Below are 22,066 nucleotides of genomic sequence, written 5' to 3' on the forward strand. Positions count from 1 at the left end.
CCTCGCGCCGGAAGCCACTGGGGCCAAACGCCTCCACGAAGCGCTCCAGCGTCTCCGGGCGAATCGGCTCCGCGCCGCAGAACGCCACCTCCCACCGGCTCAAGTCCAACGCCCGCCGCTGCTCCGGCGTGCTCTTTCTCACGCACAAGTCGAACGCGAAGTTCGGCCCGCCGCTGATGGTGCCTCCGAAGCGCGACACCGCCTCCAGCCACGCCATCGGCCGCTTGAGGAAGGACATCGGCGACATCAGCGTCACCGGGAAGCCCCCGTACAGCGGCTCCAGGATGCCGCCGATGAGCCCCATGTCGTGGTACGGCGGCAGCCAGATGACTCCCACGCTGTCCGCACGTGCGCCGAACGCACCGTGGATGAGCGACAGGTTGTGCAGCAGGTTGCCGTGCGTGAGCATCACTCCCTTCGGCGTGCCCGTGCTCCCGGACGTGTACTGAAGGAACGCGAGCGACTCCGCGCCCAGGCCCTCTGGCGCCACCCAGTCCCGCTCGCCGCCTTCCGGCAACTCATCCGTCGCCATCCACTGCAGCGCGCGGAAGTCCGGCGCCTGCTCGAAGACGAAGTCCGACAGCCCGAGGATGCCCGACGTGGTGAGCACCGCCGACGCCCGCGCGTCATGGATGATGGCCCGCAGGCGGGGCAGGGTGCGCTCCAGTCGCATCGGGTCCGGCGGATACGCGGGCACCGCCACCGCTCCCGCGTACAGACAGCCGAAGAAGCCCGCGATGTAGTCCAGCCCCGGCGGGTACAGCAGCAACACGCGCTCGCCTTGCGCGCCTCGCTCACGCAGCGCCGTCGCGATTCGTCGCGCTCGCACGTCCAGGTCGAACGCGCTCCAGACGATCTCCTCGCCGTCGTCTCCTAGGAATGTGTAGAGCGGCGCCCGGGCGGTCGGCTTTTGGGCAAGCTTCAGCAGTACGCCAGGAAGGCATTGGGGGAGGTCGGTCACGGGGGGGGCCGTCCATGTGTCGAAAATTTCGACACTTCATAGCAGCCCGACTGCTCAATCCCGTAGGCACTCCCGGTGATGAAACACGGGAGGCCTGCGACGCCAGCCCACTCGGGGAGCAGGGACCCGACACGCCCTCACGCGCGGCTGAACAGTCCCTTCAACCACCCCATGAAACCTTTCTGCTTTGACACGACTGCCGCATCCGGGGCCGCCTCCAGAACGACGGGCGAGGGCGCCGCCACCTTGCGCGCCACCGGCGCCGCGCGCCCCGGAGTCACCACCGGAGGCACCGGCGCCGGCGCGGGCTCCTCCTGCGCCAGCCGCGCCTTCACCGCCTCCGGTGTATCGCGGGTGGTGAACGTGCTGACGACCTCGCGCCCCGTGGTGCCTTCCTTCGCGGTCACCTTGAGCAGCGATTCGTTGTTCACCTCGAACGTCACCGTCACCTGCACCGCGCCGCGCGGCTTCTTCGGCAGGCCCGCGAGCCGCAGCGTGCCCAGGTACTCGTTGTCCTGCGCGCGCTCGGAGTCGCCCTGGAAGACGGTGAGCTCCAGCTCCGTCTGCCCATCCCGGTGCGTGGAGAGCGTGTAGCTCTTCGCCGCCGGCAGCGACACGTTGCGCTCCAGCACCGGCTTGAAGCGCCCACCCGGCAGCCCCACGCCAATGGCCATGGGCAGCACGTCGATGAGCACCACGCCTTCCATCTGCCCCAGGCTGTGCGCCAGCAGCGCCGCGCCCAGCGCCACGGCCTCGTCCGGGTGCACGCCCTTGCTGGGCGGCCGGCCGAAGAACTTCGTGATCTTCTCGTGCACCAGCGGGAAGCGGCTCTGCCCACCGACGAGGATCACCTCGTCGATGTCCTGCGGCTTCAGCCCCTTGGCCTGGAGCACCTCCTCGCAGACCTGGACCGTGCGGTCCACCAGCCCCTCCGTCAGGGCGATCAACTTCTGCCGCGAGAGCGTGACGTCCAGGTCGTACGGCTTGTTGTCGATCATCGTGACGAAGGCCACGTGCACCCGCATCTCGGAGCGCTCGGACAGGGCGCACTTGGCCCGCTCCGCCGCGTCGTTGATGCGCTGCAGGGCCACCCGGTCCCCCTGGAAGGCGCGGCCCGTCTGCCGCTGGAACTCCTCCAGGAGGTACTCCACGATGGCGTTGTCGAAGTCGATGCCGCCCAGGAACGTGTCGCCGCCGGTCGAGATCACCTCGTAGACGGTGTCGTGCAGCTCCAGCACCGACGCGTCGAACGTGCCGCCGCCCAGGTCGTACACCAGCACGCGCTGGTTCAGCTTCTTGCCGTAGCCGTACGCCAGCGCCGCCGCCGTGGGCTCGTTGAGGATGCGCTCCACGTACAGGCCCGCGAGCTTGCCCGCCTCGCGCACCGCGTGCCGCTGGTTGTCGTTGTAGTAGGCGGGCACCGTGATGACCGCCCGGGAGATCATCTGGCCCAGCTGGTTCTGCGCCACCTCGCGCACCTCGCGGAGGATCAGCGCGGAGATCTGCTGGAGCGAATAGATGCGGTCACCCAACCGCACCGCCGCCTCGCCGGACTGGCCCGCGGCGATCTCGTAGTGGAAGCGGTCTTTTATCTGCCCGACGATGGGCGACGCGTACGGCCGGCCCACCAGCCGCTTGGCGCCGTACACCGTCTGGCGCGGGTTGGTGAGCATCTGCCCCTTCGCGGGGTGGCCCACCACCAGCCTGCCGCGCTGGTTGAACGCGAGGATGGAGGGCACCGTGTTGTGGCCCTCGCGGCTGGGCATCACCCCGGGCTTGTTGCCGCGCACGATCGCGGCGCACGAGTTCGTCGTCCCCAGGTCGATGCCGATCACCGGCCCCGTCCGGGGAGGCTCCTCGGTGTTCAGCCCCAGTGACGCATCCGTCACCATCTCCAGCGCGGGCGCGGCCGGAGCAGCCGGGGCGTCCATCCGGGCCGGGGCGCCGGCGTCCGTGGCCGGGGGCAGGGCAGGGGCCGCCGCCGGGGCGGGCACGGTGTAGTCCGGGGGGCCCACGCCGTTGGGCACGGGCGGCAACTCCGACTGGGCGTGCGGGAGGATGGCGACCGCGGCGTCCAGGAACCGGCGGGTCGCGGGATCCGCCTCCCCGAACTTCAGGCCCATGCCGGAGATGCCCTGGCCCTGCTGGCCCGTGACGAAGTGGACGATGGCCGTCGTGTAGAGGAGCCGGTCGCCGCCTGCCAGGCGGAGGTCCAGGGTGACGGCCGTGCCCGGGGGGCGCACTGCCTTGGCGCGCAAATAGATGCCGCCCCGGGTGATGTTGCCCCCGTATTTCGCGAGGAACTCCTCGGGGGTGGCGAAGGGCAGCTTCACCACCAGCCCGACCGCCCCCGCTTGATTCAATTCCGCCAAGGCCCGGTCCAAGTCCCAATAAGTGTTGGTGGGACACCGAGTATCACCTGAACCTTCCGGGAACGAGCGGCAAAAAACCTTCTTCCGTTGCGCGGCAGCCGCGCAAACCGTATGGACACGCACCCGCCGGGCGCTGGTGCCCCGCGGGGCCTCCGGGAGCCCCCATGTTGAACCACGATATCCGGCTGGCCCTCACCTTCGACGACGTGCTCCTGCTGCCCGGTGAGAGCGCCGTCACCCCGCGTGATGCCGACCTCACCACTCGCCTCACCCGCAACATCCGGCTGAACGTGCCCCTGTTGTCCGCCGCCATGGACACCGTGACGGAGGCGCGCACCGCCATCGCCATGGCCCAGGAGGGCGGCATCGGCGTCATCCACAAGAACATGACGCCCGAGCAGCAGGCCCTGGAGGTCCTCAAGGTCAAGAAGTTCGAGAGCGGCATGGTCGTGGACCCCATCACCATCGACCCGAAGGCGCCGCTCGCCCGCGCCCTGGAGCTGATGAAGGTTCACGGCGTGTCCGGAGTGCCCGTGGTGCAGGGCAAGCGCCTGGTGGGCATCCTCACCAGCCGCGACGTGCGCTTCGAGAAGAACCTGTCCCAGAAGGTCGAGGACGTGATGACGACGAAGCTCGTCACCGGCCACGAGGGCATCGCCCAGGACGACGCCCAGAAGCTGCTGCACGAGCACCGCATCGAGAAGCTCCTGGTCGTCAACGAGGCCTATGAGCTCAAGGGCCTCATCACCATCAAGGACATCGAGAAGCGCCGCACCCACCCGTACGCCGCCAAGGACGCCAAGGGCCGCCTGCTCTGCGCCGCCGCCGTGGGTGTGTCCCCGGACCGCGAGGCCCGCATCGACGCGCTGGTGAAGGCGGGCGTGGACGTCATCGTCGTGGACACCGCGCACGGCCACTCGAAGGGCGTCATCGAAGGCGTGCGCGACACGCGCAAGAACTTCAAGGGCTTCGACCTCATCGCCGGAAACGTGGCCACCGCCGAGGGCACGCACGCCCTGATTCAAGCGGGCGTGGACGCGGTGAAGGTGGGCATCGGCCCGGGCTCCATCTGCACCACCCGCGTGGTGGCCGGCGTGGGCGTGCCCCAGGTGACGGCCGTGGATGACTGCGCCCGCGAGGCGGACAAGCACGGCATCCCCATCATCTCCGACGGCGGCATCAAGTACTCGGGCGACATCGTGAAGGCGCTCGCCGCGGGCGCCAGCTCCGTGATGATCGGCTCGCTGTTCGCCGGCACGGAGGAGTCCCCCGGCGACGTCATCCTGTACCAGGGCCGCAGCTACAAGAGCTACCGGGGCATGGGCAGCCTGGGCGCCATGAAGCAGGGCGCCAAGGACCGCTACTTCCAGTCCGACGTGGAGGCGGTGAAGCTGGTGCCGGAAGGCATCGAGGGCCGCGTCCCGTACAAGGGCACGCTCTCCATGAACGTGCACCAGATGCTGGGCGGCATCCGCAGCGGCATGGGCTACGTGGGCTGCGCCACCATCGAGGACCTGCGCACGAAGGCCACCTTCACGCGCATCACGTCCGCCGGGCTCAAGGAGAGCCACGTGCACGACGTCATCATCACCGAGGAAGCGCCCAACTACCGGATGGAGTAGGGCTTCCACCGCCCCAGGGCCTCACCGTCACCGGGAGGCTTCGGGGCAGGGGAGTCTCCCCCGGCCAAGGCGCCGGGGGAGGACAGCGGGCGACTACTTGCCGCGACGCTTGCCGCCGCCCGTGGTGGACGTGTCCTCGGCGGGGGCGGCCGTGGCGGACACGCGCTTCTCCGCCGAGTTCACGCTCTGGAGGAGCGACTCGCGGTCGTCCGGGTCCAGCGTCTCGATGGCCTTCTTCAGGGTGCCGAAGTCCAGGCGGGCCACCGTGACGGTGTTGCCACCCTTGATCTCCTGCACCGTGGGCACGGCCACCAGCTCACGCAGGTAGGTCTCGAACTCCACCCGGACGTCCGCGGTCTGCTGGATGCAGGCGTCCTTGGCGTTGACCAGGTTCTGGCTGCCCTCGCGGTAGCTCAGGTCCGGGTTGCGGGCCATGGCCTCCTCGAAGGTGTGGGTGCGGTCCTTCAGGGAGGAGTACAGATTGACGTAGTCCACCAGCCGGTCGGACTCCGGGCGGTTCACGTCCCGGGCCTTGTTGAGGGGCGCGGAGGTGTCGTCGCAGGTGAGCTTGGACAGCGCCTCGACCCCCGGCGCGTCCTTCACCGCGACGCTGCGGGTGTCACGCTCCAGACGCTCGTCGGAGGTGATCTCCTTCACGCACCCCGAGGAAGACAGGAGGAGCATGGCTGCTGCAGTGGAAGCGGACAGGCGGCGCACGAACAATTGACGGCCTTTCAGCGTTGATTTCCCGAAGTTTGTAGCGATAAGGGCCCCCACCCGTCAACGACGCCCCCTGGGAGAATCGCCGGTGGACCTGCACTCCGAGAAGATCCTGATCCTTGATTTCGGGAGCCAGTACACCCAGCTCATCGCCCGCCGGGTGCGCGAGCTGGGCGTGTACTGCGAGATCCACCGCCCGGACCTCCCCGCCGCCGACATCCGGCAGTTCGCGCCGAAGGGCATCATCCTCTCCGGAGGGCCGGCGTCCGTGGAAGCGCCCGGCTCCCCGCGCTGCGACCCCTACGTCTTCGAGGCCGGCGTCCCGGTGCTGGGCATCTGCTACGGCCTCCAGCTCCTCGCCAAGCTCCTGGGCGGCCGCATCGACCGGGGCGCGCACCGCGAGTTCGGCAGCGCGGCGGTGGAGGTGCTCTCCGCGCGAGGCCCCTTCGCGGAGTTCCGCCCGGGCGACCAGGTGCAGGTGTGGATGAGCCACGGCGACCGGGTGGACGAGCTGCCTCCCGGCTTCGAGGCCATCGGCCGCAGCGGCAACTCGCCCTTCGCGGCGGCGGCCCACAAGACGAACCCCTGGTACGGCTTCCAGTTCCACCCGGAGGTGGTCCACACGCCGCAGGGCAAGGCCATGCTGCGCGCCTTCCTCTTCAACGACTGCAAGGTCTCTGGCTCGTGGACGATGAAGGGCTTCATCGACGAGGCGGTGGAGACCATCCGCAAGCAGGTCGGTGACGAAGGCCGCGTCATCTGCGGGCTGTCCGGCGGCGTGGACAGCTCCGTGGCGGCGCTGCTGCTGCACCGGGCGATTGGCCCCCGGCTCCAGTGCATCTTCGTGGACAACGGCGTGCTGCGTCAGGGTGAGCGGGCGCAGGTGGAGGCGCTCTTCGTGGACCGCTTCCACGTGCCGCTGAAGACGGTGGACGCGCGCGAGCGCTTCCTGTCGAAGCTGGCCGGCGTCACGGATCCGGAGCAGAAGCGGAAGATCATCGGCCGGGAGTTCATCGCTGTCTTCGAGGAGGCCTCGCGCGACGTGCAGGACGCGGGCTTCCTGGCGCAGGGCACGCTGTACCCGGACGTCATCGAGTCCGTGTCGTGGAAGGGCCCGTCCGTCACCATCAAGAGCCACCACAACGTGGGCGGCCTGCCGGAGCAGATGAAGCTCAAGCTGGTGGAGCCCCTGCGCGAGCTCTTCAAGGACGAGGTCCGCGCGCTGGGCCGCGAGCTGGGCCTGCCGGACGAGATGGTCTCCCGCCAGCCGTTCCCGGGCCCGGGCCTGGCCATCCGCGTGCTGGGCGAGGTGAACGAGAAGCGCCTGGACCTGGTGCGCCGCGCGGACGCCATCGTGCAGGAGGAGATCCACAAGGCCGGCCTGTACAAGGAGGTGTGGCAGGCCTTCGCCGTGCTGCTGCCGGTGCAGAGCGTGGGCGTGATGGGCGACGAGCGCACCTACGAGTCCACCTGCGTGCTGCGCGCCGTCACCAGCGTGGACGGGATGACGGCGGACTGGGCCCGCATCCCGTTCCCCATCCTGGAGAAGATCTCCTCGCGCATCACCAACGAGGTGCGCGGCATCAACCGCGTCGTCTACGACATCTCGTCCAAGCCGCCCGCCACCATCGAGTGGGAGTGAGGCGGTAGGGCGTTACGTCACCGCGCGCCGGATGGCTTCCTCCACCGGCGACGTGTCCTCCGGGAGCCGGGCCAGGCTCAGGGGCTCCCGGGGCAAGAGCGGCGGCTGCGCCATGAAGCGCGGCCGCGTTCCCCGGTGGGGTTGGGCCGAGTGCACGAGGAAGGGGTGGCACAGGTACACCGTGCCCGCCTCGCCCGTGGCCAGCACCTCCCCTCGGTGGGCGGACTCCGCGAAGCCATTGGCCGCGAGCTGACGGAGCGTCAGGCCCGCCTCGCCCGCCGGGCCCAGCAACCGCGCGATGTCCTGGTGCGAGCCCACGCGGATGCGGGTGGGCGCGTCGTCCTCGCCCACGTCGGAGAAGAGGAAGAGCATCAGCAGCGCCCGGCCTTTCGAGGCGACGTTGGCGCGCCAGTCCATGAAGTCCGGCTTGTCGAAGTCGAACCCCACGTCGATGTGCCACCCCGCGTCGCCTGGATCCTCCGGGGAGGGGAAGCGCACGGGGAACGTGCCCATCGACCGGAGTGGCAGCCACCGGCCGGCGCCGACGAGTTCGTCGTAGGCCGCGTGCAGCACGGGCGTGTTCGCGGCGTCCACGAAGGGCTTCTGGGTGTACATGCCCAGGCGGATGACGGGGCGGGTCCAGGTGGCGGGCCGGTCCGGATCACACCCCGTGTCCCGCCAGAGGAGGGCCCGGGCTTCGTCCGCGACCTCCCGGGGGAAGGCCCCGTCGATGCGAAGGAACCCGTCCCGCATGAACTGCTCGGCGCGCGCGTCCATATGCCTCCTGACCCCGGGGGAAGTGCCGGGGCACCATGCGTTCACGGCAGGTCGCCGCTCTCCCTGACGGAGGATGAACGAAGAGGCTGCCCGGAGCGAACCGGGCAGCCTCTGGGGTGCTTCAGGATGCCTGCGGGAAGACTACCCCGCCGGGTTCGCCTTCACCGGCGCGACCTTGGTGCTGCCGGGGCGCAGCTCTTCCAGGACGCGGGTGGCGCCGTAGATCTTCTGGAGCGCCTCGATGATGGCCTCCGAGTGCACGGCCACGGTGCGGTTCACGGACTCGTCGAAGCCGTACTCGCCGCCCAGCGACTGGATGTTGCCGTCGAACACCAGGCCGACGACCTCCTGGTTCTTGTTCACCACGGGCGAGCCGGAGTTGCCGCCGATGATGTCGTTGGTGGTGATGAAGTTCATCGGCGTGGTGCCGGTGATGACCTTCTCCGACTTCAGCCACGACTTGGGCAGCGCGTACGGCTCCTGGCCCGTGGCGTGCTCGAAGGTGCCGGACATCTGGGTGATGGGGGCGACCTGCTGGCCCGCATCCGTGTAGCCCTTCACCGAGCCGAAGGACACGCGCGGGGAGAAGGTCGCGTCCGGGTACTGGCTGGTGCCGTAGATGTCGAACTTCGCCTTGGCGACGAGCTCGCTGTTCTTCTTGATGATGGACTCCACGTCCTCCTCGAACTTCTTGCGGATGGCGCGGGCGTCCGGATCCGTCAGCAGGGCCAGCTGGACCATCGGGTCCTTGGACGCGTCCACGGCCTTCTTGCCGCCGTCCCAGAGCGCCTGGCGCGCCTTCGGGTTGATGAGCTTCGTGCCCTTCACCACACGGGTGGCGACCTGCTCCGGGGACTCCTTGCCCAGCACCTTCTTCACGAACGGGTGCTTGGCGCCCAGCTCCTCCCGCATCTTGGTGAGGCCGAACGTCAGGCGGGCGATCTCCAGCTCCGGATAGATGGGCGCGGGGCTGAAGAGCTGCGCCTTGAGGGCGGTCAGGTTGGCGTCGTTGAACTCGCGCAGGCGCTGGCCGTTGTCCTTGGGCAGCTCGTCGCCAGCGCGCACCAACGCCCTGGCGGTGTGGAACAGGCCGGAGGACAGTCCATTGCCCTGCTCGAGGAAGTTCAGGTCCTTGCGGAGGGTGAGCAGCTGGGCCTCCGCCTTGGCGATCTCGTCCCAGGCGGCGGCGTACTTCTTCTTCAGCTCGGGGTTCGCGTCGACCTTCTTGCGCAGCTCCTGCTCCGCGGCGACCTTGGAGGCGAAGAACTTCTTGTCGAGCAGCGCCTCGTGGCGGCCCTTGGACGCCTTCAGGCCGTTCTCCACACCGAAGAGGAGGTTGCTGGAGATGCGCTTCTGCTCGGGGCCACGCTTCTGGAACTCGGTGAGCATGCCGCGCAGCTCGGAGAGGTACATGAGCGTCTTGGGCAGGGACACGTCGCGGGTGTACTCCAGCTCCGCGATGGTCAGCGCGCGCGAGGTGCGGCCCGGGTTGCCGGCCACGAACGTGAGATCATTCTCCTTCGCGCCGCCCTCGGACCACTTGAAGTAGTCCGGCGTCTTCACCGGCTGCTTGTCCTGGTAGACGCGCACGAACGTCACGTCCAGGTCGTAGCGGGGGAACTCGAAGTTGTCCGGGTCACCGCCGAAGAAGGCGATGGCGTGCTCCGGGGCGAACACCAGACGCACGTCCTGGAAGCGGCGGTACTTGTACAGGTTGTACTTGCCGCCCTGGTACAGCGTGACGAGGTCGCAGCGCACCTTGTCGTCGCCGTTGGCGCAGGCCTTCTCCACCTTGGACATCTCGGCCTTCAGCGTGTCCGAGTACTGCTTGCCGGTCAGCGACGCGGTGGCCTTGTTGAGCTGCTCGGTGACGTCGGTGATCTCAACGAGCTGGTTCACCTCCATCGCCGGGCACTGCTTCTCCTCGCCCTGGGTCTTCGCGTAGAAGCCGTTGGCCAGGTAGTCCTGCTTCGCGGTGGACAGCTGCTCGATGCAGCCGCGCGCACAGTGGTGATTGGTCATCACCAGGCCGTCCGGCGACACGAAGCTCGCCGAGCAGCCGCCGGCCAGACGCACCGCGCCCAGGCGGAGCTTGTCCATCCACTGCTGATCCGGCTGGAAGCCGTACTTCTCCTTCACCTTGGCGGCGGGGAAGTTGTTGTACGTCCACATGCCTTCATCGGCGAGCGCCGGAGCGGCACCCACGAGGGCGGCGATGACGACCAATCGCTTCATTGAATGGGATCCTTTCGGGCCGCGGGACGGAGCTCCGCGGGGACGGGGCGTTTGTGAGGGATGGCCCAGCGTCGGTCAAGCTGGGAAAACGCCCACGCCTGCCGCATAACGTCCGAGCGCCCGAACGATTCCCTGGGACGCTCACAGGGCAGGCGCTTTCCCCACCCGCCGGGTCCCGACGCAGCGCGTCCGAGCCCGCTCAGGCCGCCCGTGCGCGCGCCCATGCCCCCGGTGTGGTGCCCAGCACGGCCCGGAAGTCCGCGATCAAGTGGGCCTGATCATAGTAGCCCGCACCGGCGGCGATGCTTCCCCAGTCCGGCCGCGCGCCCTGGGCGGTGGAGGCCTGGAGCGCGCGCTGGAAGCGCACGAGCCGAGCGTAGGACTTGGGTCCCATGCCGAGCACATCGTCGAAGGTGCGCCGCAGGTGCCGTTCGCTCACGCCGAGCGTGCGGGCCAGATCCGCGACGCGAGGAATTTCCCCGGAGCCGGTGAGCAAGCGGATGCCGCGCCGCACGAGGTACGCGGCGGCCGGTTCGTAGACGTCGTCCCGGTGGAGCCGATCCACGAGCGCGACCTCCAACGTGCGCAGGCGGGCCTGGGAGGAGGGAGCCTCCGCGAGCGCTTCGCGGAGCCGGGCGCCGTCCGCCTTGCCCCAGAGCGTGTCGATGGAGAGTGACCGGTGGGCGAGCTCCGACATGGGCAGGCCGAAGAAGGGGTAGGCGCCGCCGGGCTTGAACTGGATGCCCAGCGTGTCGGGCGGAACCTCCGAGGGCGCCTTGCGCACCACCTGCTCCCGAGGCCCCAGGGCGTGCACGTCGCACGTGGAGGAGGTGACGCGGACCACCAGCTCCACGGTGCCGTCTGGCACGCGGACGTAGTCGCCCGAAGAGGGACCGCGCCAGAGCACGCGCACGCGCTGGACGAAGCGGGACAGGTCGGCCCGAGGAGCCAGCGCGTTGTCAGCCAGAGCGGCCATGCGTGGGGAAGCATGGGACGGACGGACCCTCGCTTCAACCCGGGGCCCGTGCCGGATGGCCGATTCCTCCAATCGGGGACCGGGGCCCGGTTCGTACCTTGCCGGGCATGCGAATCCATCACCTCAACTGTGGAACCCTGTGTCCCGCCAGTGCCCGGTTCGTCACGGGCTCGGGCGGCCTGTTCGAGCGGGCCAGGATGGTCTGCCATTGCCTGCTGCTGGAGACGTCCCGGGGGCTCGTGCTCGTGGACACGGGCCTGGGGACCCGGGATGTGCAGGACGCGAGGGGGCGGCTGGGACAGCGCTTCGTGAGACGGAACACGCCCCGGTTGGACCCGGCGGAGACGGCGCTGGCCCAGGTGGAGCGGCTGGGCTTCCGGCGCGAGGACGTCCGGCACATCGTGCCCACGCACCTGGACCTGGATCACGTCGGAGGCCTGGTGGACTTCCCGGACGCGCAGGTCCACGTCTTCGCGGAAGAACACGCCGCGGCGGTGGTGCCTCCGGTGTCGGGCGCGAGGCACGGCTACAAGCCGGTGCAGTGGGCCCACGGGCCGAAGTGGAGCCGGTACGCGGTGGACGGTGAGCGCTGGTTCGGCTTCGAGGCGGTGCGGGTGATTCCAGGCCTGGACGCGGAGGTGCTGCTGGTGCCGCTGACGGGCCACTCGGCGGGCCATTGCGGCGTCGCGGTGAAGGGGCCCGGAGGCTGGATGCTGCACGCGGGGGACGCGTACTTCAGCCACCACGAAGTGGACCCGGTCGCGCCGAGGAGCCCGTGGGGCGTGGCGCTGTTCCAGCGGCTGTACTCCGAGGACAACGCCGTGCGGCTCCAGAACCAGGAGCGGCTGCGCGGCCTGGTACGCGCGCATGGGCACGAGGTGAAGGTGTTCTCAGCGCACTGCGCCGTGGAGTTCGATCGGATCCGAGCGGGCTGAGACAACTCGGTAGCCCCGAACGCCGGGCCGACTGTTCGCGTCATCGGGCCAGCGCGCCCCCGGGCCTCGAGCACCGCGAACCTGTCCGACTGTCGGACAGGTTTTTCACCTGCCGGGCCAGCACAGCCTTGGGCCTCGGGAGGCGCGAACCTGTCCGACTCACCGTGAGGCATGGCTCGTCACCAGGGAGTGTGGATCCACCCTGTTGGGTAGCGCTTGAGAGGGACGAACACGGAGAGTCCCGAGCGACTTCCGTGGCGCGGGAGCGACTCAGAGGCGAAGTCGAAATGACTACTCGTAAAGTCCCGCGCCCTTGCTGGAGGAGGCCCGCTGGAAGCGTGGTGACAAAGCCACGGCCTGCGGGACCTCACTGTCCCAAGTGCTGGAGCGTTTCATGGGTCGAAAGAGTCGAACCGGGCTGGCGGTATTGGCCCTGGGCCTCGTGCTGGCCCTGACCGGGTGCGGCGGTCAGGCCATGGCGGTGGCGGAGGGCAGCGCGCAGGCAGTGGTGACGCTGCCGCAAGCCTTGAGCGCCAGCGACATCGCCCGCGTGGAGCTCACCGTGTTCGGCGCCGGCATGACGACGCGTACGGACGCGCTGGTGAAGACAGGGGGGCAGTGGGGTGGGGTGCTTGGGCAATTGCCCGCGGGCACCGGGCGCACCTTCAGCGCGCAGGCCTTCGATGCCTCCAACATCGTCCGTTACTCGGGGCAAGTGACGCCCGTCACCATCCAGGCCGGGCAGACGACGGCGGTCACCCTGTTGCTCCAGGAGGTGAACGCACCGCCGCCCTTCGACAACACCGCGCCGCGCATCCTCTCCCTGGTGGCGAGCCCTGCCACCGTGGCCCCGGGCGGCCAGGTGACCCTCCTGGCCACCGCGGATGACCTCAACGCAGGCGACACCCTCACGTATGCGTGGACGGCGGCCACCGGCAGCTTCAGCGCCGCTTCCAGCCTCGCCACTTCATGGACAGCACCCGCCTCCGCGGGCCCCGTGGTGCTGACGCTGACGGTGACGGACTCCAAGGGCGCCTCGGCTGCCCTCAGCGTCACCATCACGGTGAGCACCGGCAATGGCAGCGCCGCCGTCAACATCTCCTTCAACACCTGGCCTCAGGTGGCTGGAATGACAGCCGTGCCTTCCTCTGTGGTCGTAGGCCAGTCCACCCAGGTGACGGCCTCCGCCAGCGACGCGGACGGAGACAGCCTCAGCTACGAGTGGACGGCCAGTTGCGCGGGCACCTTGGCCAATGCCACCTCCGCCAGTCCCAGCTTCACGCCCTCGGCCCAGCCTCCTGGCGGCACCTGCACGCTCAGCGTCGCGGCGCGTGACGGTCGTGGCGGACAGGGCATTGGCAGCCTCACCGTCTACGTGACGACGTCGCCTACCACGGGGCGGTTCCCGCCAGAGATCGTGGAGACATTCCACTCGATCGCCACCGTGCCTGCGCAGGGTGACACCGTCGTCTTCCGCGCGAGAGCGCGAGATCCGCAGGGCAGCGCGCTCTCCTTTGCCTGGACCGCCAACGCGGCCGGGTTGGGTACTGCCAGCGACGGCGCGATGACCAGTGAGGTGCTCTGGACCGCGGGCGCCTGCCTTTCTTCGGGCACGTCCCTCACGGTGACGGTGACCGTCCACAACGCGCTGGGGTTGTCCGCCAGCGCCTCCATGGTCCTGGAGGGCGGCACGCCGTGCACACCCTCGCCGAGTCGAGTGACCTGGATCGCGGCGGGAGGCGCGCACAGCCTGATCGTGAGACAGGACGGCACCGCGTCCGCGTGGGGCCACAACGGTTATGGGCAGCTCGGGGACGGGACGAACGTGGATCGATTCCTGCCCGTTCCGATCCAGGTGCAGGGCCTTACGGGAACCACGGCCCTGTCCGCCACCGCCTATCACACGCTTGCACTCCAGCAGGACGGCACCGTGTGGGGCTGGGGGTACAACGACTCCGGCCAACTGGGGGACGCCGCGGACATGGTCCGAGTGACACCGGCTCCGCTGCCCGGCCTCACGGGTGTCACGGCCCTGGCCTCGGGGACGTACCACTCACTCGCGCTCAAGCAGGACGGCACCGTCTGGGCCTGGGGCCTCAACAACCTGGGCCAACTGGGAGACGGGACCACTGTCAGCCGCACGGAGCGGATGTCCGTGCCGGGCCTCACGGGTGTCACGGCCCTGGCCGCGAGCACCTATCACTCGATCGCCCTGAAGCAGGACGGCACCGTGTGGACCTGGGGCTACAACAGCTCCGGACAGCTGGGCGACGGAACCACCGCGAGCCGCCTCACGCCCGCGCAGGTGCCGGGGCTGACGGGCGTATCGGCCATCGCCGCGGGGCTCGTCCATTCACTCGCGCTCAAGCAGGACGGCACCGTGTGGGCGTGGGGCCGGAACACCGACGGTCAGCTCGGAAATGGGGCGGCCGTGAACAGCCCGGTCCCGGTGCAGGTGCAGGGATTGACGGGCGTGTCGGCCATTGCCGCCGGGTCCTATCACTCGCTGGCGCTGAAGCAGGACGGCACCGCGTGGACCTGGGGCCGCAACGACACGGGCCAGCTCGGGAATCAGACCGTCACGGGCAGCCTCACGCCCGCGCAGGTACCAGGACTGACAGCGGTGACGGCCGTGGCCGGAGGCGACGCGCATTCCATGGCGCTGCTGCGGGACGGCACCGTGTGGACCTGGGGCTACAACGCCGAGGGCGAGCTGGGCGATGGGACGACCCTCGACCGCACCGCGCCCGTGCGGGTGCAGGGCTTGGAAGACTGACGTCCAGAAGCGTCCGCCCATCAGCAATTCCAGACATCACGCAGGAGGGATGCATGCGAAGAGAGAGTCGAAGCGGGCTTGCCGTGCTGGCATTGGGCCTGGTCCTGGCATTGGCAGGGTGCGATAGCGCACAAGGGGTGCAGGCACAGGAAGGCAGCGCGCAGGCAGTGGTGACAATGCCGCAGGCGTTGAGCGCCAGCGATGTGACCCGTGTGGAACTCACGGTGTCCGGCGCGGGCATGACAACACGCACGGATGCGTTGGTGAAGACGGGAGGACAGTGGGGTGGGGTACTGGGCCAGCTGCCTGCGGGTACCGGCCGCACCTTCAGCGCGCAGGCCTTCGATTCCTCCAACACCGTGCGCTACGCGGGGCAGGTCGCGCCCGTCACCATCCAGGCCAACCAGACGACAGCCGTGACGCTACTCCTGCAGGAGGTGAATGCTCCAGCGCCCTTCGAAAACGCGGCGCCGCGCATCCTCTCCCTGGTTGCGAGCCCTGGCACTGTCGCCCCGAGCGGACAGGTCGCGCTGCAGGCCACTGCGGACGACCCCAACGCGGGTGACACGCTCACGTATGCGTGGACGGCGCCCTCCGGCAGCTTCAGCGCGGCCTCAAGCCTTTCCACCACCTGGACGGCGCCAGCGACACCGGGCCAGGTGGTGCTGACGTTGACGGTGACGGACTCCAAGGGCGCCTCGGCTGCCCTCAGCGTCACCATCACGGTGAGCACCGGCAACGGCAGCGCTGCCGTCAACGTCTCCTTCAACACCTGGCCTCGCGTGGTCGGCGTGACGGCCCTGCCGTCCTCCATCGCCGTCGACCAGACCACCCAGGTGACGGCCTCCGCCAGCGACGCGGATGGGGACGGCCTCAGCTACCAGTGGACGGCCGACTGCGCGGGTACGTGGACGAATGCCGCTTCCGCCAGCGCCAGCTTTACGCCCTCGGCCCAGCCCTCCGGCGGCATCTGCACACTGACGGTCCTGGTGCAGGACGGCCGGGGCGGGCAGGGCACGGGCAGCCTCACCCTCTACGTTTCGACGTCGCCCACCACCGCGCAGTTCCCGCCCGAGGTGGTGGAGACGTTCCAGTCCGTTGCCTCGGTGCCCGCGGGCGGCGGCACCGTCGTCTTCCGGGTGAAGGCGAAGGACCCGCAGGGCAGCGCGCTCTCCTTCGCCTGGGCCTCCAGCGCGGGTGCTCCAGGCTCGGCCACCAGCACCGCCACCACCAGCGAAGTCCTCTGGACGGCGCCCTCTTGCCTGCCCTTGGGAACCCCGCCCACCGTGACGGCGACCGTCACCAATGCCCTGGGCCTCTCCACCTCTTACGTCTTCTCACTCCAGGGAGGGAGCGCCTGCGCCACGGGCTTCGGAGCGCATTTCGCCGCTGGCGACCACCACACGCTCGCGTTGAAGCAGGACGGCACCGTCTGGGCCTGGGGTTCCAACGGCTACGGCCAGCTCGGCGACGGGACGACGACGAACCGCCTCACGCCCGTGCAAGTGCAGGGCTTGACGGGCGTCGTGGCCCTCACTGCTGACGGCGCCCATTCGCTCGCCTTGAAGCACGATGGCACCGTCTGGGCCTGGGGCTATAACGGCAAGGGCCAGCTCGGCGACGGGACACTGACGACCCAATTTACGCCGGTGCAGGTGCAGGGCTTGACGGGCGTCGCGGCCCTCTCCGCTGGCGCGGACCATACGCTTGCCTTGAAGCACGATGGCACCGTCTGGGCCTGGGGCGGGAATGACTATGGCCAATTGGGCGACGGGACGTGGACGGTTCGCCTCACGCCGGTGCAGGTGCAGGGCCTGACCGGGGTGGTCGCCGTCGACGCAGGTTACTTCCACACCCAGGCGCTGAAGTCGGACGGCACCGTCTGGGCCTGGGGCGCAAACCACTGGGGCCAGCTCGGCAACGGGACGACGACAGCCCGCCCAACGCCCGCGGAGGTGCCGGGTTTGACGGGCGTCGCGGCCCTCTCCGCTGGCTGGGGTCAGACGTTTGCCTTGAAGAACGACGGCACCGTCTGGGCCTGGGGCTACGACGGCAACGGCCGGCTCGGCCACGGGGGGAGCGGCTTCAGCCCCGCGCCGGTGCAGGGGTTGACGGGCGTCGCGGCCGTCACTGCTGGCGGCGCCCACACGTTCGCCTTGAAGCAAGACGGCACCGTCTGGGTCTGGGGCTACAACGCCTACGGCCAGCTCGGCGACGGGACGCTGACGGAGCGCCACACGCCGGTGCAGCTGCCGGGCCTGACGGGCGTCGCGGCCCTCTCCGCTGGCCTCTACCATTCGCTCCTCTTGAGGCAGGACGGCACCGTCTGGGCCTGGGGCAGGAATGACTATGGCCAATTGGGCGACGGGACGTGGACGGTTCGCCTCACGCCGGTGCAGGTGCTGAATTTCTGACGAGACGCCAGGCGCTTGCGTTTGGGGCTCGGAGGACTGATTCCCAGCGGGTCCCGTCTTCTCGTCAGGAGCTCGGGACCCGCACGACGCCAATGATGGCCTCAGCGTCGATGTAGCCGAGCTGCCGCGAGTCCTGGGTGTTGTCGACGTTGTCTCCCGACACCACTACCTTCCCGGACGGAACGCACGTCCGGGCATCGGCGCCGAGCTTCGCCCACGCCCAGTCCGGCACCGGATCTCCCGCGACGGCGGCCACCCGCTTGATGAGATAGGGCGGGTCCTCCGAGCTCATCGCCGCGAGCCGCTCGGCGGGCAGCAGGAAGACGATGACGTCCGAGCGCGCGTAACCGCTATCTCCCACGCGGCGCCTCGCGAGGAGCTGCTGCCCGTCGCGCAGCGTGGGCGCCATGCTGTTGCCTCGCACCGTGACGACGAGCCAGCGGCGTCGCGCCCAGGCCGCTAGCGCTGCGCCCGCCAGCAGGAGTCCCGCGCCCACGCCCACCGCCGCGAGCATCACGCGACCTCCCGCTGCGAGGTCCGTGAGGCGACGCGCTCGTCCTGATAGCCGCTGGCCTGGAGCGTGAACAGACGCGCGTACTCGCCACCCGCCGCCATCAGCGCGTCATGCGTGCCCTGTTCGATGACGCGGCCATCGGAGAGGACGTAGAGCGTGTCCGCGCTCCGCAGCGCGCTCATCCGGTGGGAGATGAGCAGCCGCGCTCGCCCCGCGCCATAGCGCTCCAGCGTCTGGTGGATGTGGAACTCCGCGGCCGCGTCCAGTCCGGAGCTGGGCTCGTCCAGCACCAGCAGGTCCACGTCCTGGCGCATCAGGGCTCGGGCCAGCGCCACCCGCTGCCACTGACCTCCGGAGAGCGAGACTCCCGCCGGCGCATCGTCGGCCTCGCCCGCGAACACGCGGCTCAGCAGCGTGTCGTAGCCCGCGGGAAGCGAGGCGAGCGTGTCGTCCATCTCCGCCAGCCGAGCCACGTCGCGGATCCGCGCGCCGTCCTTCAGCCGGGCCACGTCCCCCAGGCCGATGTTCTCCGCCGCGCTGAAGTCGTACGTCATGAAGTCCTGGAAGGTCGCCGTCATCCGCGCCCAGAGCGCATTCGCATCCAGCTCCCGCACGTCCACGCCGTCCCAGAGGATCTGCCCGCGCTCCACGTCGTAGAAGCGGCACAGCAGCTTCACCAGCGTGCTCTTTCCGGCGCCGTTGACGCCGACGAGCCCCACCGAGCCGCCCGCCGGAATGAAGAGGCTCACCCCACGCAGCACCCAGGGCCCGTGGGCGTCGTAGCGGAACCAGACGTCGCGCAGCTCGATGCCATGTCGCAGCGGAGCCACCGGGCGCGAGGGCCCCACCGCGCGGACCGGCAGGTCGATGATGTCGAGGTAGTTCTTGAAGGTCTGGATGCTGCGGCTCGCGAACTCAATCTGCGACAGCAGCCCGTTGAAGGCGCTCTGGATGCCCGCCACGGCCGCGAGGAAGAGGGCCACGTCTCCAAGCTGGAGCTGCCCCCGGATGGCCCCTCGCGCGACGATGAAGGCTCCCACCGAGGCCACCACGGCCGTGAGCAGCGACAGCGCCGCCTGCACGCCCAGCCCCTTGCGCGTCACGGCCAGCTCCTGGGTCGACGCCTTGCGCAGCGACGCCACCATCCGCTCCAGGAGCAGGTCCCCCAGGTTGAACAGCCGGCTCTCCTTGGCCGCCCGCACGTCCACCAGCAGCGAGTGGTAGAAGTCGCGCCAGCGGTACGCGGGCACGAGCGCCTCGGTCAGCTCCACCAGCCACCGGCTGCGCGCGAGCTGTGCCGCCAGCGCCACGCCCCCCGCCAGCAGCAGCAGCAACGCCATGGGCGGCGACACCATCAGCACCACGGCGCTCAGCGTCCCCACCGACACCAGCGTGCGCACCATGGCGCGCACGAACTCGGCGAGCTGCTGGGGCGCGTCCAGGGCGGCCTCGTTCGCGAGGCGGAGCCGGCCGTGGAAGGCGGGGTCCTCGAAGTGGCGCAGGCCCTCCAGCGCCACCACCTTCGCGAAGAGGGTGCGCTCGACCTCGATGGTGACGCGCCAGCGGATCACCCCGGCCAGGTACTCGGTGACGTTGAGCACCGCCATGGCGCCCCCGGCGACGGCGGCGGCACCCACCGCGAGCGTGAGCGCCCGCTGCGAGTCGGCGAGCGCACCGCGGCTCAGCTCGTCCAGCAACTGCTTGGTGAGCCACCCGCCCACAGCCGCCACGGAGCCCGTGCACAACGTGAGCGCGAACGCGAAGGCCGACGCCAGCGGAGCCGAGCGCCACTGGAGCACCACGGCCGCGCGCACCGTGCGCAGCACCTCACGCACGAGCCTCCGCGCGTTCCGTGGCTCGGTCATGGCAGGACTTCGTGCACGAAGTGTCCCGCGGCGGCCACCACGCCTTTATCGACGAGCACGAGGGTGGGGTAGCCGGCCTGTTTTATCGCCCGAGTGATGGAGTCCCCATCGTTCAGGTACGCCACCCGGGCCACCTGCTTGAGCGACGCCCCGAGCGAGACCACGTCCGGGTCCTCGGGCCCGCCCTCGATGAAGGCCAACAGCGGCATCCCGGGCGGCGAGGCGATGAGCTTCTCGCGCACCGAGGAGCAGGGCCGGCAGCCGGGGGTGAAGAAGCCGATCAGGGTCTGCCCGTCCCGCAGGACGGCATCCGTGACGGACTCGCCCTCCATCGTGGTCGCCTCGAAGCGGCCCACCTTGTCACCTTCCAGCGGCAGGGCAGGGTCCCGGGTGGGGACCTGGTTGGCCACCGTCTCCTGGAGTTTGCGCAGCCGGCCGATGAGCGCGAGCGTCAGCAAGAGGTTGAGCACCACCAGCACGGCGAGGATGGCGCCACCCACGACAAGAATCTCAACCATCGTCTCCCTCAGTTCCTTCGGGCTCGCGAAGACGCGGCCACGGGCTCCGGGCCGCGGATCAGGAACACCAGGTCATCCCACCGCGTGACGAAGACTCCGCCCAGCACTCCGGCGGTCCCCGCGATCGCCCCCATCGCCACCGTCACGGGCGCGCCCGAGGCCGCCGCGTGGCTCACGGCCCCGGCGACCGTGACAGCCAGCAACAGGCCATTGCGCACCAGGTGCGCCGCGCCCACGGGGGTATTGCTGGCGCCAAAGCACCGGCAGGCGACCTTCGCGCCCCGGCGCAACACCCATGCAATGCCAAGCGTGAAGCCGCCCAGGAGCGCCAGCGCGAGCGCATAACCCGCGGCCACGTTCAAGAGCAGCAGGAGCGCGGAGGCGGCCTCGGCGAGAATCAACGTGGCCGCGAGCGGCGCGCCCGCCAGGGAGGGAGGCAGACCGAAGTTCACGAGCGTCTGGATGAAGTCCTCGAAGGGCTTGCGTCCGCGCGCCTTGCTGATGGCGGCGAGTACGAACACCAGTGACAGCATCAGGCGACAACCGAGATTGACCGCGCTCAACGGAGAGCCTCACTGAGACGACGGCTGGACGCCGAAGTGGCGCGTCCAGCCGTGGTCATCAAGCAGAAGTCACTTGCAGCCGACCGACGCGACGCAGATGCCGTAACAGTTGTGGACCTTGCGCTTGGTGGTGCAGCACTCGCCGTTGGAGGGGACGCAGGCGCCTGCGGGAACCTCGGACAGGAACATCTTCAGAAAGCGGTCGCTCAGCGCCTTGAGGATCTTCATGGTGTGGTCCTTTCGGTATGCGTTGAGAGGGGGGTGAACAACATCCACTCAGCGCAACGCGAACGTTACACCTCAAAGGTTATCTGGCGAAAGTGGGCTTTCGCGGAATCTAAGTATTTAGAGATTAACGCAGCGCGCCTTGCCAGGGACGGCTGGACGCCGTGCGGCACGTCCAGCCGTGGTGATGCGGCTGGAGAGAGGGCTTCTCGACGCGACACGAACGTTACCGCTCGAAGGTTATGCGGCGAAAGTCGACCTTCGAGGACCCATGGTATTCGAAGAACAACGCGGCGCGCCTTCTCAGGGTGTCTGGGAATGACGCGGCGTGCCTCCGGCACACCGTATTCAGCTCTCCGCGCTGGCGTCCGGGTGCTCCTCGCTGCACACCTGCGGGACGTCATCGGCCTGGAGGGCTTCGTCCGGCAGCACCGACGCCGAGGGCTCGGTGGGGGCGACGACGCCCGAGGCGCACTCGAAAATGTTCCAGTCCGCGCACGTGGCCCACCGGTTGTGGAAGGCACACGGGTAGTCGCAAGCCTTGTCCCAACAGATGTCATCGCACTGCGGCGGCAGGGCCAGGGCCGCCGTGGGCGCGAGGGAGAGGACCGCCGAAACAGCCAGCAGGGACTTCATCAGCGTACGCATGTCTGCTCCGTTCGTGTGTACAGCGAATCCCAGCGAATGCCTTCCCAGCATGAAAGTGAAAGGCCTTTCACCGGAGCACCGGCTTCGTAGCAGGAAAGATAGAGATGAAGCCCCAGAGGCTTGAGCCGTCTAGCGTCAAGTCGACATCTTCAACAGACGTCCGCGCCGGGATGTCAGGCTGGACCACCGTGGCGCTGGGGTGACTCAGGCGCGAAGGCTGGGAACTCCCACTAGAGTTCCGCGCTCCTCTCCTGGCAAAACACCCGTCCACGTGGACGCGGAGTGCCTCTCGGGGAGGCTCAT

The 22,066-nt window shown here is 69.3% G+C and carries 17 protein-coding genes; 5 read left to right on the top strand and 12 right to left on the bottom strand.

Features of this window, described 5'->3' with window-relative positions; all coding sequences use genetic code 11:
- Together D7X30_RS40390 and D7X30_RS40395 are read right to left on the bottom strand one after the other, a co-directional pair.
- The coding region (locus tag D7X30_RS40390; protein ID WP_199724695.1) for an AMP-binding protein at nucleotides 1–961 on the bottom strand (961 nt) is incomplete at its 3' end.
- A 137-nt stretch (nucleotides 962–1,098) separates the two neighbouring features.
- The gene (locus tag D7X30_RS40395; RefSeq protein ID WP_120568309.1) at nucleotides 1,099–3,333 is read right to left on the bottom strand and encodes a TIGR02266 family protein; all 2,235 of its coding nucleotides are present in this window, start codon (nucleotides 3,331–3,333) and stop codon (nucleotides 1,099–1,101) included.
- Nucleotides 3,334–3,497: 164 nt separating this feature from the next.
- On the opposite strand from D7X30_RS40395, the gene guaB reads away from it, so the two are divergent.
- Entirely contained in the window at nucleotides 3,498–4,955 is a 1,458-nt protein-coding gene (gene guaB, locus D7X30_RS40400) for an IMP dehydrogenase (protein WP_120568310.1), read from the top strand.
- 93 nt (nucleotides 4,956–5,048) lie between these two features.
- Here guaB and D7X30_RS40405 read toward each other — a convergent pair whose 3' ends face one another.
- Nucleotides 5,049–5,639: a hypothetical protein gene (locus tag D7X30_RS40405; RefSeq protein ID WP_120568311.1), complete on the bottom strand. Its 591-nt coding sequence runs from the start codon at nucleotides 5,637–5,639 to the stop codon at nucleotides 5,049–5,051.
- Nucleotides 5,640–5,763: 124 nt separating this feature from the next.
- Here D7X30_RS40405 and guaA point away from each other — a divergent pair, with 124 nt between their 5' ends.
- Nucleotides 5,764–7,317, top strand: a complete 1,554-nt coding sequence (gene guaA / locus D7X30_RS40410; RefSeq protein WP_120568312.1) for a glutamine-hydrolyzing GMP synthase — start codon at nucleotides 5,764–5,766, stop codon at nucleotides 7,315–7,317.
- A 12-nt stretch (nucleotides 7,318–7,329) separates the two neighbouring features.
- Here guaA and D7X30_RS40415 read toward each other — a convergent pair whose 3' ends face one another.
- The 3 genes from D7X30_RS40415 to D7X30_RS40425 all read right to left on the bottom strand — a co-directional run bounded on the left by D7X30_RS40415 (nucleotide 7,330) and on the right by D7X30_RS40425 (nucleotide 11,305).
- Nucleotides 7,330–8,094 carry a phytanoyl-CoA dioxygenase family protein gene (locus tag D7X30_RS40415; RefSeq protein ID WP_120568313.1) on the bottom strand — a complete coding sequence of 255 codons (765 nt, stop codon included), beginning with the start codon at nucleotides 8,092–8,094 and terminating at the stop codon, nucleotides 7,330–7,332.
- Between the two features lie 141 nt (nucleotides 8,095–8,235).
- Nucleotides 8,236–10,329, bottom strand: coding sequence for a S46 family peptidase (locus D7X30_RS40420; RefSeq protein ID WP_120568314.1), 2,094 nt, complete (start codon nucleotides 10,327–10,329; stop codon nucleotides 8,236–8,238).
- 199 nt (nucleotides 10,330–10,528) lie between these two features.
- Entirely contained in the window at nucleotides 10,529–11,305 is a 777-nt protein-coding gene (locus tag D7X30_RS40425; protein ID WP_120568315.1) for an AraC family transcriptional regulator, read from the bottom strand.
- A 107-nt stretch (nucleotides 11,306–11,412) separates the two neighbouring features.
- On the opposite strand from D7X30_RS40425, the gene D7X30_RS40430 reads away from it, so the two are divergent.
- From D7X30_RS40430 to D7X30_RS40440, 3 genes are all read left to right on the top strand, one after another.
- Nucleotides 11,413–12,240, top strand: coding sequence for an MBL fold metallo-hydrolase (locus tag D7X30_RS40430; protein WP_120568316.1), 828 nt, complete (start codon nucleotides 11,413–11,415; stop codon nucleotides 12,238–12,240).
- Nucleotides 12,241–12,634: 394 nt separating this feature from the next.
- Nucleotides 12,635–15,016, top strand: coding sequence for an RCC1 domain-containing protein (locus D7X30_RS40435; RefSeq protein WP_147443432.1), 2,382 nt, complete (start codon nucleotides 12,635–12,637; stop codon nucleotides 15,014–15,016).
- A gap of 203 nt (nucleotides 15,017–15,219) precedes the next feature.
- Nucleotides 15,220–17,430, top strand: a complete 2,211-nt coding sequence (locus D7X30_RS40440; RefSeq protein ID WP_233592101.1) for a PKD domain-containing protein — start codon at nucleotides 15,220–15,222, stop codon at nucleotides 17,428–17,430.
- Nucleotides 17,431–17,494: 64 nt separating this feature from the next.
- Here the strand turns inward: D7X30_RS40440 and D7X30_RS40445 are convergent, their stop codons facing one another.
- The 6 genes from D7X30_RS40445 to D7X30_RS40465 all read right to left on the bottom strand — a co-directional run bounded on the left by D7X30_RS40445 (nucleotide 17,495) and on the right by D7X30_RS40465 (nucleotide 21,763).
- Nucleotides 17,495–17,944: a S26 family signal peptidase gene (locus D7X30_RS40445; RefSeq protein WP_120568319.1), complete on the bottom strand. Its 450-nt coding sequence runs from the start codon at nucleotides 17,942–17,944 to the stop codon at nucleotides 17,495–17,497.
- Nucleotides 17,944–19,809 (bottom strand): ABC transporter ATP-binding protein, encoded by a 1,866-nt coding sequence (locus D7X30_RS40450; protein WP_120568320.1) that lies wholly within the window; start codon nucleotides 19,807–19,809, stop codon nucleotides 17,944–17,946. Before D7X30_RS40450 ends, D7X30_RS40445 begins: the two co-directional genes overlap by 1 nt.
- Entirely contained in the window at nucleotides 19,806–20,327 is a 522-nt protein-coding gene (locus D7X30_RS40455; RefSeq protein ID WP_120568321.1) for a hypothetical protein, read from the bottom strand. Before D7X30_RS40455 ends, D7X30_RS40450 begins: the two co-directional genes overlap by 4 nt.
- 8 nt (nucleotides 20,328–20,335) lie before the next feature.
- On the bottom strand, nucleotides 20,336–20,890 hold the full coding sequence (locus D7X30_RS40460) for a MauE/DoxX family redox-associated membrane protein (protein WP_255424232.1): 555 nt from the start codon (nucleotides 20,888–20,890) through the stop codon (nucleotides 20,336–20,338).
- 69 nt (nucleotides 20,891–20,959) lie between these two features.
- Nucleotides 20,960–21,118, bottom strand: coding sequence for a hypothetical protein (locus D7X30_RS42500; RefSeq protein ID WP_014397035.1), 159 nt, complete (start codon nucleotides 21,116–21,118; stop codon nucleotides 20,960–20,962).
- A 345-nt stretch (nucleotides 21,119–21,463) separates the two neighbouring features.
- A complete protein-coding gene (locus tag D7X30_RS40465; RefSeq protein WP_120568323.1) occupies nucleotides 21,464–21,763 on the bottom strand; it encodes a hypothetical protein in 300 nt (99 codons plus the stop codon).
- Nucleotides 21,764–22,066 lie beyond the last annotated feature (303 nt).

The sequence above is a fragment of the Corallococcus sp. AB011P genome, from assembly GCF_003611605.1.
In the GTDB taxonomy this organism is placed as follows: domain Bacteria; phylum Myxococcota; class Myxococcia; order Myxococcales; family Myxococcaceae; genus Corallococcus; species Corallococcus coralloides.